This window comes from Zobellia barbeyronii, from assembly GCF_018603515.1.
GTDB classification, from domain to species: Bacteria; Bacteroidota; Bacteroidia; order Flavobacteriales; family Flavobacteriaceae; genus Zobellia; species Zobellia barbeyronii.
In genome coordinates, this window is sequence record NZ_JACATN010000001.1 from 368,602 (window position 1) to 381,579 (window position 12,978).

A 12,978-nucleotide genomic window follows, 5' to 3' on the forward strand; every position below is an offset into this window, starting at 1 on the left:
ACCCCTCATTACTAAGGGGTTTTTATTTGATAGTTATTTGACAAATGACAGAATCCGAACTAAAATCACTTCTAAAAGACCTAGTAAGTTATTCGCAAGAAACTGAATGGCTAGAATTCAAACTAAACTTCCATTCTAATGAGGAAATTGGAGAAAGAATATCCGCTTTAGCCAATGGTGCTTGTCTAAGTAAAAAGCAATATGGATTTCTAATTTTTGGTGTTGAAGATAAAACCCACAATATAAAAGGGACCACTTTTAAAGTAAAAACAGCCACTAAAGGAAATGAAGAATTAGAAAATTGGTTAATTCAAAGATTAGACCCAAAGATTGACTTTAAGACCTACGAATTTGAATATTCAAAAGGAATAAATATTAGCATGTATGTTATTCCTTCTGCAATAAACAGACCTGTTAAGTTTATTAACCAAGCATATATTAGAATTGGAAGTTACACTAGATTACTAAAAGAATTCCCTGAGAAAGAATCAAAAATTTGGAATAAAAAAGATAACATAAAATTTGAACTTCAATTAGCAAAAGAAAATTTAGATGGCGATTCAATTGTTTCTCTTTTAGATACACAAACCTATTTTGACTTACTAAAACTACCATATCCTTCAAACAGACAAGGAGTTATTGACAAATTCATATCAGAAAGTTTAATAATAAAAAAAACAACTAAATACGCAATCACTAATTTAGGTGCGATTCTATTTGCAAAAGACCTTGAAGAATTTCCTGATTTAAAAAGAAAGGCTATTAGAGTTATTGTTTATAAACACAATAACAAAATTGAAACAGTACGCGAACAAATTGGAAGAAAAGGATATGTTTCAGGCTATCAAGGATTAATAGATTGGGTAAATAGTCAATTACCTGCTAATGAAGAAATAGGAAAAGCCTTTAGAGATGACAAAAGAATGTATCCTGAAATTGCTGTAAGAGAGTTACTGGCTAATGCAATAATTCATCAAGATTTTGAAGAGAAAGGCTTTCCTATGGTTGAAGTTTTTTCTGATAGAATTGAAATTACCAATCCTGGAACACCACTTATTACTCCTGAACGTTTTATTGATGAATATCAATCCAGAAATGACATATTAGCTGATTTAATGAGAAGATTAGGTATTTGCGAAGAAAAAGGAAGCGGAATTGATAAAGTAATTTTCTACAATGAGATGTATCAATTACCTGCACCTGACATTCTTATTCAAGAAAAACATACAAAAGTCATTATGTATTCGTACAAGACTTTAAATCAAATGGACAAGAAGGATAAAATAAGAGCTTGCTATCAACATTGCTGTTTAAAATATGTCTCTAATGATAAAATGACAAATCAATCTTTGAGAGAAAGATTTAACATAGAAAGTAAAAATGCGGCAATTGCTTCCAGAATTATCAAAGAAGCATTAAAAGATAATGTTATAAAGGAAGATGACCCTGAAAGTAATTCTAGGAAATATAAAAAGTATATTCCTTTTTGGGCATAATTCTTATTTGATGGTTATTTGACAATAGTATACAGAATTAAATCAAACCAACTGATAATCAAAGTTTTGTTATTTGACATAACAAAACTTATCACTAATAATAGTAATCATTGCACGAAATAACATGAAAACAATATTAGCAATGTTCCTGGTGCTCACAAATACCATAGTATTTGCACAAGACCAAAGTCATGCAGAAAAAATTAAAGCATTTCAAGAGGAGCTGAATGCCGAGTTCAAAAATCCGGAGAAGTCGCCTTTAAGTAAAAAAGAACAGAAAAAATTTACTGGTCATGACTTCTATGAAATTAATGAAGCCTACCGTGTAAAAGCTAAATTCACCAGAGTTTTAGACCCGCTGCCGTTTAAAATGAAAACAACAACCAACAGAGCTCCTACCTATGAAAAATATGGAGAGGTTGTATTTGAAATAGAAGGCCAACAGCACAAATTAACTATTTACCAAAGTCATAGCCTACGTCAAACCGAAAAGTATAGAGATTATTTATTTCTTCCATTTACTGACCTGACCAACGGAGAAGAAACTTATGGCGGCGGAAGATATATTGATTTAAGAATTCCTGACTCGGACAGTATTGAAATCGATTTCAACAAAGCTTACAACCCCTACTGCGCTTATAACAATTATAGCTCATGCCCTATTCCGCCAAAGGAAAACAACCTTGATATAAAAATTGAAGCTGGAGTGAAAGCTGTTAAAAAATAGTCCCTATTTCAACTATAGCGAGAAACAAATTTATTAAGGTCTAAATGCTACACAAATTTGTGTTGTTAATAAAAGGGTTGACTCAAAACAGCACAACTATTACAGGATTGCAGAGGTAATTGGGTTTATTAAAGACAACTTCAGAGAACAACCTACACTTCAGGAATTAGCCGAAAAGACAAAAATGTACCTGCTTGTTTATTCGAAATCGACTTAAAAAAAATCAGATAGATTCCGCATCATAATAAGTATAGAAAATGTTGGCATTAAGTTAAAAACATTCAATATGGTATTTTTTTGAATACCTTTACTAAATGCAACAAGAGTTAAAGTCTGAACTTACGAAACAAATCATTGTTGATAAGGCATTTAAAATGTTTTATGAGAATGGTTTTAAGACTACAAGTATTGACAAAGTAATGAAAGCTACCTCGCTTACCAAAGGTGCATTCTACCATCATTATAAAAATAAGAAAGAATTAGGCTTAGCCGTTATTGCTTTAAAAGTTGAAAGACGGGTTTGTGACAGTATGATTCTACCTCTGTATGGTGATGGGAATCCACTTGACATTTTAGAAAAAACTTTCATACACCGCTTAAAATCATTTTCAATTTATGATAAACAACATGGTTGTCCTATGAATAATTTCATCAATGAAATAGGTGATTTTGAAGCAACCTATCAAATAGCTTTAAAAAGTATTGTTGAAAAATGGAAAGCGGCCTTAATTCTATTAATCAAAAGAGGTCAAGAAGAAAACACCATCAACAAAAATATCTCTAGCCAAGCCGTAGCAGTGTATTTAATTAGTGCATTTGAAGGCATACGTGGTATAAGAAAACTTTACAATGATGATTCTATCCTAGACGAATACTTATCAGGACTCACCTTATACTTAAAACAAATAGCAGTTTAATTTTTTTATCCCAAAACATACCTATAAGAATGTTTTTAAACACTACTAATTCATGAAAAACAACAGAAGAGATTTTATCAAAAAAACAACTGTACTTGGTTTAGCTGGAGCAACAATACCTCAGTTCGGCAATGCAGCAAATAAGCCTGCAGAGCCACTTATAACAGGTAGCGAAATTAGACCTAAGGTGTTATTCTTTGATGTAAACGAAACCCTACTTGACCTAACAGCTATGAAAGAGAGTGTTGGAGCCGTACTGGGAAACCAAAGTGATCTTTTACCTTTATGGTTTACTACTATGCTTCAATACTCTTTAGTTACCACCGTAGGAAGACAATACAATGATTTTGGAATTATTGGCGCAGCAGCTTTACAAATGGTAGCCGCCAATAATGGTATAACATTGACCGAAGAAGAAGCAAGAGAAGCTATTCTAGGTCCTATAAGGTCATTACCCGCGCACCCAGATGTAAAACCAGCACTACAACAATTAAAAGATGCTGGGTATAAATTGGTATCCTTTACCAATTCTTCAAACAAGGGTGTAGAGACTCAATTTACCAATGCCGGTTTGCTTGATTATTTTGATGAACGCTTAAGCATTGAAGATATGGGTAAATTTAAACCAGATGCAGATGCTTATGATTGGGCTGCCAGAAAAATGGGGATTCAATCCCATGAATGTATGATAGTTGCTGCGCATGGCTGGGATATTGCTGGAGCAATTTGGGCAAAATGGAGAGGCGCATTTGTCAGTAGACCCGGCGCACAATTATATCCATTAGCTCCTAATCCTGAAATTATTGGGTCAAACCTAACTCCAATAGCACAAAAGTTAATAGCCCTCAAATAAACAAAATAACATATTGAATATTATGAAACTAGAAAGCAAAGTAATCATCGTAACGGGAGCCTCAAGAGGCATAGGAAAAGAAATTGCAATTTTGTTGGCCAAAAACGGAGCTTCAGTAATTGTAAACCACTCAAACAGTGAAGATGAAGCCAAAAACACAGTAGAAACTATACTTAGCAACGGTGGTAAGGCCATTGCAGTAAAAGCTGATGTTAGTGACGAAATTCAAGTGACCGAATTGTTTGACCAAGCCATTAAAACCTATGGCAAGGTAGACGTGTTAATCAATAACGCGGGAGTTATGGTTTCAAAAAAACTAAAAGACAATACGCAAGAAGATTTTAGTAGACAATTTGATATTAATGTAAAAGGCGTTTTCAACACACTAAAAGAAGCAGATGCCAAGCTGGCCGATAATGGTAATATTATTAATATATCATCCAGTACCGTTAAATTAATGTTTCCAACCTATTCCTTATACTCTGCATCAAAAGCAGCAGTAGAGCAAATGACCCGTGTTTTCTCAAAAGAAATAGGCAGAGGTATTTCTGTAAACGCTCTTGCACCGGGTGCAACTGAAACAGATTTATTCATGAAAGGAAAATCGCAAGAAACTATTGATAAGCTAAGTTCTATGAACGCTTTTAATAGACTGGCAAAACCAATAGATATTGCCCGCGTTGCATTGTTTCTAGCTAGCGATGATTCTAAGTGGATTTCAGGCCAAGTTATAGGTGCAAATGGGGCATTGGTTTAAATGATAGTATGTATTAAGTAAAAATCTGTCCAAAAATAAATCAACCTAATAATTTTAGCATGCTATTCTAAAATTCATAAAGGAACTTCTGGTTTATTATTTAACTTAGGGTCATCTCGTTAGTCTGTAACGAGATGACCTTTTTTTATGCGCAGAGCATCCAAAACTATTTATACAAAACCCGAATATGATAAAAACTAAAGTTTTCTGTTTACTGGTAGTATTAACGTTAGGTTTTTATAGTTGTAAAGAACAAAAGACGGCACAAACAGATAATAAGGCCATAGAGCTATCTGAATTAACTGTTTCAGATATTCACAAGGCATATGAAGAAGGTTCTTTTAATAGTGAACAATTGGTTCAGGCATATGTAGAAAGAATCAAGGATTTTGACGGCACTATAAATGCAATCACCACACTAAATCCAAAGGCGCTTGAGATTGCTAAAGCCCTTGATAAGGAATATAAAGAAACTGGCATTTTACGCCCCTTACATGGAATTCCAATAATTGTAAAAGACAATATTAATACCGCTGGTCTACCAACAACAGCCGGTTCATTGGCCTTAAAGGATTTTATACCTGAGGAAGATGCATTTATTATTAAAAAACTTGTTGAAGCCGGGGCTATAGTTATTGCCAAGTCTAACATGGCAGAATGGGCCTTTAGTCCCATGCATACGGAAAGTTCAACAGCCGGAACTACAAGAAACCCATATGATACAGATTACGTTCCCGCGGGATCAAGTGGTGGAACAGGTGCATCCATTGCTTCTAATTTTGGAACTATTGGTTTAGGGACAGATACGGGGAACTCTATAAGAGGCCCTTCTTCCCATAATGCGTTAGTAGGATTCCGAACTACATTGGGACTAGTCAGTAGAAGTGCCATTGTTCCTCTTTATTTAAGAAATGATGTGGTTGGCCCTATGGGGAGAACTGTTGAAGACGCTACCAAAGTATTAGAAATTATTGCTGGGTATGACTCAGATGACCCGCTTACCAAAAACTCAGAAGGCAAAATACCTACTAGTTATACTCAATTTCTTAAGAAAGATGCACTTGTTGGTGCTAGAATTGGCATCCTGAGAGAATTAAGTGACAATGACCCTGACCCCGAAATTAAAACGTTGTTTGAACAGTCACTTTCCGAACTGGATTCTCTTGGCGCTACTGTTGTGGATTCTGTAGTTGTACCCGGTTTCGCTAGTTTGAAAGAAAACCAGTGGTGCGCTCCATTTCGGGAAGATGTTGAGGGCTTTTTGGCCAACTACGTAAAAAATGATTCTATAAAAACCATAGAAGATATTATTAAAGCAGGAAGTACTTCTGAATTTGCAAAAGAAAGATTACTAAGAAATGCCGAGCATACCGGCAGATGGGAAGATTCAGAAATTCCTTGTTTAGATGCCTACACAGATACCCGTAGAATTGCTTTTCGCGAAGCCATAGAAAATGTTATGGATTCTTTAGAACTAGATGCAATCGTTTATCCTTCTTGGAATAATCCTCCTGCAAGAATTGACCACTTCCAAGAAGAATATTTAGGAGACAACAATCAGGTTATTAGTCCGCATACCGGTCAACCTGCCTTTACAGTTCCTATGGGTTTTACCGCTAAAAACTTACCTGCCGGACTTCAGTTTTTGGGCAGAATGTATGATGAACCCATATTAATAGGCTTAGCATATTCTTACGAACAAGGAACAAAACACAGAAAAACACCTAACTTGCAAAAGGCACCTACTAATGGAAAACTAGATTAGTTGAAATGCAAGTCAGTTTAAACATTCAATGTTTATGGTAGAATTAAAAAACTATCAAACGGATATTACCGAACAGTTTACTGAATTCAGAAACAACCCCATTATTTTTGATAATGGTTATGATAAAGTTCCCAATCCTTTTACTTTAAAGGATGCCGAAGAGTTTATAGCTATTCAACTTAAAAAAACTCCTGCGGAAAGAAAATTAATTTACTGGAAAGGCATTTTTGTTGGCGAAATAGGAATAGACATCAAAAAAGATGTTTTTAGATTAAGTGCCGAAATGGGATATTTTATAGGTGAGCCTTTCTGGGGAAATGGAATTGCCACCAAGGCCATAGCATTAATGACCGATTATGCTTTCAGTACTTTTGATATTGTAAGAATAGAAGCTGGCGTTTTTGAGTTCAACAAGCCTTCTATGCGCGTACTGGAAAAGAATAATTTCACTTTAGAAAGCATTAAAAAAAATGCAGCATTCAAAAATGATAAAATAATAGATGATTACCTTTGGGTTAAGTTGAAGAAAGGAGTTAAATAACATTAATATTCAAGTTATGGAATATTCGATAGCATCACGTTCATCTTCAAAAGCTAGTGCTTTAATAGACATTAAACAATCTGAAATTAGTTTTGGAATCACTCCAGAAACGGCAGATAGTCTACCAAACCCTGCCGAATTATATTTAGGATCATTCTCTTCTTGTATTCTTAAAAACGTGGAGCGTTTTTCTATTTTGATGAATTTTGAATATACCAATGCTGAAATTTTGGTAAAAGCCACGCGTTTAGAGAAACCTCCAAGAATGGACAATATCAATTACGTTCTAAAAGTATATAGTCAAGACGAAAGTTTAAATATTGACTTACTAAAAAAGAACATTGAAAAGTTCGGAACCATATATAATACGGTTAAACAATCTTGCACTATACACGGTGAAGTACAAAAAATATCGGAATAAATAGTAAAGCTGTTTATTCACCTTTATACAATTCACCCGTTACGGTACATCAATTTCAATACATAATTATGAGAATTTTATTAGTCTTTCTAGTTGCGTTTTTACAAGTGTCGTGTAACGATGAAGATGATACTGTTACAAAAGAAGAGACTATTAATCCAATAGTAACCAGTGATGCCATACCAGTTTACAATCATGCTTATAATGAAAATTATGAGCCCGACCAAGTAGATTATATTGCTTTGAATGCGAGCAATGCTTACGTATTGCTAGACCCTTTTCAAGATGACGTAGTAGCGTCTGTTGCTAAAATAAAGGCCAACGGAAATCAATTGGCGGCATATATAAGTATTGGTACCGGCGAAGACTGGAGAGATGATTTTGCCGATTTACAGCCTTATCTAATTACCAAACAATGGGGCGAATGGCCCGGGGAATATTTTGTAAACGCTACTACAACGGGAATCGTAGATGTCATGAAAGCCCGTATAGACAAAATAGCCGATTGGGGTTTTGATTGGGTAGAATTTGATAATATGGATTGGGCCTTATATGATGATGTTAGGGAAACCTATGAGCTGGAAGTTACCAAAGCCGAAGGCATTGCCTACTTTCAAGAACTTTGCGATTACGTACATGAAAAAGGTATGAAATGCATGGCGAAGAACTTTGTAGAGGATGCAGAAAATTTTGATGGTGTAACCTATGAATCTTACAATACCGAAAAAAATTGGTGGGATACCTCAGGTGCTCAGAGCTTTTTGACCGCTGGAAAACTGGTAATCATTGTTCATTATAACGAAAGTAATTGTGACCAAGTTTATTCTGATTACATGGATATTTACACCAAAGACCTCGCTTTTATATGTGAAGATGCCAACCTCAAAAAGTACGTTCATTACAATGAATGATTAAAAGTCAACTTACTTTTTTTTTACGAGAGTTTATGAAATTCGGTTTGCTTTAGCTTCTGCTTTCTTGTTCTCAAACACTTTTGTGCTGGTTTTCATATCTGCATATCTTGGGTCTTGGACATAATCTTGCTTTTGCATTTTTATAACTTCAATACTTAAAAAACCAAATTCGCTCACCACCTTACCATAAAATCGATAAATACCTTTGCCTCTAAAGTTATATTTAGCGGCTACCGGTGGAAAAAGAACGGTATCAAAAACTTGACCGTGCTGATCTACCAAAGTGGCAAAATACATACGTTTCCCATTATGCGTACTGGTATTCTTAACCGTTACCAGGTACCCATAAATATCTATATGATGACCAAGATACTTTTCAAGGTCTTTACTGCCTCTACTATTTTTAGGAGGTTCTATCAATAATTCAAAAGGACTACACAAACAAAAACCCAATAGCTCTAATTGCGTAAAAGCCATTTCCAAATGGGTGGTATACAACTCCGGAATTTTAAAATCTTGATGCTTAGGAGCAAATAATTTGGGGTGGTCTATTTTCTTTCCTTTACTGAGAAAGAAATAAGCTTTCCATAGCAGTTCATGCTTATTGATATTCGTAAACCTAAAAGCATTTATACGGATAAGGACATCTACCTGTTCTACAGAAATAAGCACACGATCCAAAAAATCTTCCAACGATAAAAAAGAACCGTTGCTGGCGCGTTCTTTTAAAATTCGTTCCACTACCCTACTTTCTAATTCCCGTAAAAAACCAAAGCCTATAAAAACGTCCGTTCCATAGATAGCATTTGCATAATGGCTTCTATTAACGCACGGCGGATGTACGGTACCACCCAACATACGCACCTCGTGCACATAAAATTCAGGACGATAAAATCCGCCGCCATTGTTGAGTACGGCCACCATATATTCCAATGGAAAATATGCCCGTAAAAAAAGCGTCTGATAACTTTCTACGGCATACGAAGCAGAATGCCCTTTGGCAAAAGCATAGCCGGCAAAACTTGCAATCTGTTCCCATATCTCAAAAATAACGTCATCACTCTCACTCTTTCTTCTACAGTTGTCTATAAACTTATCTTTTACTTTCTGAAACTCTTCTCGCGACCTAAATTTTCCGCTCATTCCGCGACGCAGCACATCGGCTTCGCCCAAATCTAAATCGGCAAAATGATGAGCCACCTTTATAACGTCTTCTTGATAGACCATAACACCATAAGTCTCCGGCATAATGCTTAGCAAAACAGGGTGTGCTTTTTCTTCTGTCCTACCCGGATTCCTATGCCGTAAAATATACTCGCGCATCATTCCGCTTTTGGCAACCCCAGGTCTAATAATAGAACTGGCAGCCACTAAACCCAAATAATTATCGACCTCTAATTTCTTTAAAAGCATACGCATAGCAGGAGATTCCACATAAAAGCACCCCATACACTGGGCAGTCTTCACTAGGTTATTAACCGACTCATCAGTCTTTATTTTTTTGATATCATGAATATCGAACGTATCTACTTTTTCAGGTTGGTTATACGCTATAATATCTAGCGCCTCCCGTATTTTGGCTAGCCCGCGCTGCCCAAGAATATCAAATTTGAACAATCCTACGTCTTCAGCTATCACCATATCAAACTGTACGGTCGGAAACCCTTTGGGAGGCATATGCGTAGCAGAGAAATAATGCAGTGGTTTTTCACTGATTAAAATACCTCCGGCATGTATACTCAAGTAGTTGGGCATATCTTTAATGAGGCGGCCATACTTTAGTACCAAACGCGAAACCTCATCTAGCCTAGAAAGGTCCCATCTGCCCTCACAAAGCAAATCTATTTCACTTTTCGGAAGACCAAACACCTTACCCAATTCGCGAATAACACCCCTTTCTTTAAAGGTTACATAGGTACCCAACAAGGCCACATTTTTAAATCGTTCAAAAATATATTTGGTCATTTCTGGCCGATCACGATGGGAGAAATCGATATCAAAATCTGGTGGATTGGCACGATATAAATTGATGAACCGCTCAAAATACAAATCGAGTTCCATAGGGTCCACATCCGTTATGCGAAGCAGATAAGCTACAATACTATTAGCACCACTACCACGGCCTACATAGAAAAAACCTTGTTTACGCGCATGAGAAACAATGTCCCAATTAAGTAGAAAGTAGGATACAAAATCCATGCTTTTGATAAGCGATAATTCTTTGTTTACACGGTCCAATATATCCTGATTAACCGTTTCATAACGGTAGGGCAAACCTTCTTCACATAGTCTTTCCAACAGGGCCTCATCTTCCTCACTACTGCCTAAATAAGTTTCTTGATTTTGAGGAGGTCTCTTTTCTGAAAAATCAAAAGAAATAGAACAGGCGTTCATTAAACGTTCTGTATTCTCAAGAATAAAGGGATATTCAGAAAAGACCATAGCTAGGTTTTGAATCGGAAACATTTTTTCTTCCTCGTTACCCTCTTCGGTCTTATCTAATTTGCTCAACAAGCAATTATTATCAATGGCACGCAATAACCTATGCGCATTAAAATCGGCTTTATTACGAAACGTAACCGGTTGTTGAACCACCAGCTTATCCTTTAAATTCAATATTTTTGAAAAGGGTAATCGTCTTAAATCAGAAATTGATATCCCAATAAATTCATTATCGGCGAAAATGGACATGTTGTTCTCAACTACCTTTTCAAAAGGATATACCACATAGGCATGTTCAAACTTGGGAGCCGCCACCGGTATTTCCTTTTTTTCATGCAAATGCCTAGACAGAAAATTATTGAGCTCCAGATACCCTTCATTGTTCCTAGCTATACCAACAAAGCACTGGTTAACTCCATTTCTAAAATCGAGACCCAATATAGGTCTGACATTATATTCTGGAGCCTTTCTTACAAAATTGAGCGCAGCAGAAGTATTATTAATATCAGTCAAAACCACCTGTGTTACATGATTGGCCTGTGCCAAATGCAAGAGTTCGGTCTCTGAAAAAGTACCGTAGCGCAGACTGTAATATGTATGGCAGTTTAAATACAAATTGGTTTGTGGTTAATGGTTAAAAAAAATAGTATTCGATTCTTTAAGCTGAAAAATTATTAGAATTCTAATAGATAATTATTGTTTCCTATGGGCTAGTACAACCGGAGGACGGCCATCAAACGGATTCTGCATTCGGCCAATACTACGTGCCCCCATAGCCGAAGCTCGAATGACACTTTTATCGCCATATCTATTCCTAATTCTATCCATAGCATCATATAAGTTTAGCGCCTCTTCCGTATCATCAAAAAGATTAATCTGGTAATTACCGCCTACCAAATGGCTAAAGCGAATACCGATTAAACGCACCAATAACCTGCGATTATATAGTGTTTTGAACAGGTCCAATATTTTAGGAATAAGAATATGGTCTCCACTGGTATAGGGTATGCGCAACTGTTTTGAGTAGGTATTAAAATCTGAATATCTAATCTTTACCGCAATACAAGCCGTAAGTTTTTCACCACGCCGTAGTTGATACGCTAAATTTTCTGTCATGGCAATGAGAATGCCCCGCAGCATGGTTACGTCTATAGTATCCTTATCGAACGTACGTTCCGTAGAAATAGATTTCCGCTCACAAAATGGTATTACCGGAGTATTATCTAATCCGTTGGCGCGTTTCCAAATAACCGCTCCGTTTTTTCCTAGTACATTCCGCATAACTTCTATGGGCATTTCTTGAACAGTATGTATTTTACGAAGCCCCAAGTTCCGAAGGGTCTGATACGTTTTATCGCCTACCATTGGTATCTTCTTTATGGATAAGGGTGCCAGGAAAGGCTTCTCAAATCCGTAATCTATTTTTAATTGATTACTAGGTTTTGCTTCGCCCGTAGCCACCTTAGAAACCACCTTATTTGCCGATAGCCCAAAGGAAATAGGCAAACCCGTTTCTCTAATAATGCGCTGCCGCAACTCTGAAGCATATTTATAAGAACCAAAAAAGCGGTCCATTCCAGAAAGATCTGCATAAAATTCATCTATACTAGATTTTTCAAAAAGAGGCACTTGCTCTTGTATGATTTCCGTTACAACATCTGAATGTTTACTATAGGTTCCCGCATTACCTCTAATTGCAATAGCTTCCGGGCAAAGTTCTTTTGCCATTTTCATGGGCATACCAGAATGCACACCATAACCTCGGGTTTCATAGCTACAGGCAGCCACTACGCCCCTATCGCTAAGTCCGCCAACAAGTAGAGGCTTGTTCACCAAATCACTATTGATGAGCCGCTCTACGGACACATAAAATGTATCCAAATCTAGATGTAAAATGGTTTTTTCCATAACTGCGTTGAAACAACAATGCTAAATTATGGAATATTTCCTGTTATTTGGATTATATCCAAAAACTAGTGTGTTAAATTTTGGAGGTAAGAAACCCACCCCTGTCTAATACTACAACTCTAACGAGAGTTTCATAACCTAAACACAAAGTGTTCAACCCAAACTTATGGCTTTATTTTGCTATTTTAGCTCATCCACTACTATTGTACTACACCCACCCATTATGAGACCGCTACG

At 36.2% G+C, this 12,978-nt stretch carries 11 protein-coding genes; 9 read left to right on the forward strand and 2 right to left on the reverse strand.

Features of this window, described 5'->3' with window-relative positions:
- Positions 1–44 precede the first annotated feature (44 nt).
- The 9 genes from HW347_RS01475 to HW347_RS01515 all read left to right on the forward strand — a co-directional run bounded on the left by HW347_RS01475 (position 45) and on the right by HW347_RS01515 (position 8,388).
- Positions 45–1,496, forward strand: a complete 1,452-nt coding sequence (locus HW347_RS01475; RefSeq protein WP_214610187.1) for an ATP-binding protein — start codon at positions 45–47, stop codon at positions 1,494–1,496.
- 124 nt (positions 1,497–1,620) lie between these two features.
- On the forward strand, positions 1,621–2,223 hold the full coding sequence (locus tag HW347_RS01480; RefSeq protein ID WP_214610188.1) for a DUF1684 domain-containing protein: 603 nt from the start codon (positions 1,621–1,623) through the stop codon (positions 2,221–2,223).
- A 314-nt stretch (positions 2,224–2,537) separates the two neighbouring features.
- On the forward strand, positions 2,538–3,140 hold the full coding sequence (locus HW347_RS01485; protein WP_214610189.1) for a TetR/AcrR family transcriptional regulator: 603 nt from the start codon (positions 2,538–2,540) through the stop codon (positions 3,138–3,140).
- Between the two features lie 52 nt (positions 3,141–3,192).
- Positions 3,193–3,993, forward strand: coding sequence for a haloacid dehalogenase type II (locus HW347_RS01490; protein WP_214610190.1), 801 nt, complete (start codon positions 3,193–3,195; stop codon positions 3,991–3,993).
- Between the two features lie 22 nt (positions 3,994–4,015).
- On the forward strand, positions 4,016–4,750 hold the full coding sequence (locus HW347_RS01495; protein ID WP_214610191.1) for an SDR family oxidoreductase: 735 nt from the start codon (positions 4,016–4,018) through the stop codon (positions 4,748–4,750).
- A 187-nt stretch (positions 4,751–4,937) separates the two neighbouring features.
- Positions 4,938–6,515: an amidase gene (locus HW347_RS01500; protein ID WP_214610192.1), complete on the forward strand. Its 1,578-nt coding sequence runs from the start codon at positions 4,938–4,940 to the stop codon at positions 6,513–6,515.
- A 34-nt stretch (positions 6,516–6,549) separates the two neighbouring features.
- Positions 6,550–7,056 (forward strand): GNAT family N-acetyltransferase, encoded by a 507-nt coding sequence (locus HW347_RS01505; RefSeq protein ID WP_214610193.1) that lies wholly within the window; start codon positions 6,550–6,552, stop codon positions 7,054–7,056.
- A gap of 16 nt (positions 7,057–7,072) precedes the next feature.
- On the forward strand, positions 7,073–7,477 hold the full coding sequence (locus HW347_RS01510) for an OsmC family protein (protein ID WP_214610194.1): 405 nt from the start codon (positions 7,073–7,075) through the stop codon (positions 7,475–7,477).
- A 68-nt stretch (positions 7,478–7,545) separates the two neighbouring features.
- Positions 7,546–8,388 (forward strand): endo alpha-1,4 polygalactosaminidase, encoded by an 843-nt coding sequence (locus HW347_RS01515; protein WP_214610195.1) that lies wholly within the window; start codon positions 7,546–7,548, stop codon positions 8,386–8,388.
- A gap of 33 nt (positions 8,389–8,421) precedes the next feature.
- On the opposite strand, the gene HW347_RS01520 is transcribed toward HW347_RS01515, so the two are convergent.
- Together HW347_RS01520 and HW347_RS01525 are read right to left on the reverse strand one after the other, a co-directional pair.
- On the reverse strand, positions 8,422–11,448 hold the full coding sequence (locus HW347_RS01520) for a DNA polymerase III subunit alpha (RefSeq protein WP_214610196.1): 3,027 nt from the start codon (positions 11,446–11,448) through the stop codon (positions 8,422–8,424).
- A gap of 78 nt (positions 11,449–11,526) precedes the next feature.
- A complete protein-coding gene (locus HW347_RS01525; RefSeq protein ID WP_214610197.1) occupies positions 11,527–12,741 on the reverse strand; it encodes a DNA polymerase Y family protein in 1,215 nt (404 codons plus the stop codon).
- Between the last annotated feature and the right edge of the window lie 237 nt (positions 12,742–12,978).

What these genes read in the sequence shown, in the direction of transcription:
- HW347_RS01500 (WP_214610192.1), top strand. Translation starts at nt 4,938, where the DNA reads ATGATAAAAACTAAAGTTTTCTGTTTACTGGTAGTATTAACGTTAGGT.
- HW347_RS01495 (WP_214610191.1), top strand. Translation starts at nt 4,016, where the DNA reads ATGAAACTAGAAAGCAAAGTAATCATCGTAACGGGAGCCTCAAGAGGC.
- HW347_RS01475 (WP_214610187.1), top strand. Translation starts at nt 45, where the DNA reads ATGACAGAATCCGAACTAAAATCACTTCTAAAAGACCTAGTAAGTTAT.
- HW347_RS01505 (WP_214610193.1), top strand. Translation starts at nt 6,550, where the DNA reads ATGGTAGAATTAAAAAACTATCAAACGGATATTACCGAACAGTTTACT.
- HW347_RS01490 (WP_214610190.1), top strand. Translation starts at nt 3,193, where the DNA reads ATGAAAAACAACAGAAGAGATTTTATCAAAAAAACAACTGTACTTGGT.
- HW347_RS01510 (WP_214610194.1), top strand. Translation starts at nt 7,073, where the DNA reads ATGGAATATTCGATAGCATCACGTTCATCTTCAAAAGCTAGTGCTTTA.
- HW347_RS01515 (WP_214610195.1), top strand. Translation starts at nt 7,546, where the DNA reads ATGAGAATTTTATTAGTCTTTCTAGTTGCGTTTTTACAAGTGTCGTGT.
- HW347_RS01480 (WP_214610188.1), top strand. Translation starts at nt 1,621, where the DNA reads ATGAAAACAATATTAGCAATGTTCCTGGTGCTCACAAATACCATAGTA.
- HW347_RS01485 (WP_214610189.1), top strand. Translation starts at nt 2,538, where the DNA reads ATGCAACAAGAGTTAAAGTCTGAACTTACGAAACAAATCATTGTTGAT.
- HW347_RS01525 (WP_214610197.1), bottom strand. Translation starts at nt 12,741, where the DNA reads ATGGAAAAAACCATTTTACATCTAGATTTGGATACATTTTATGTGTCC.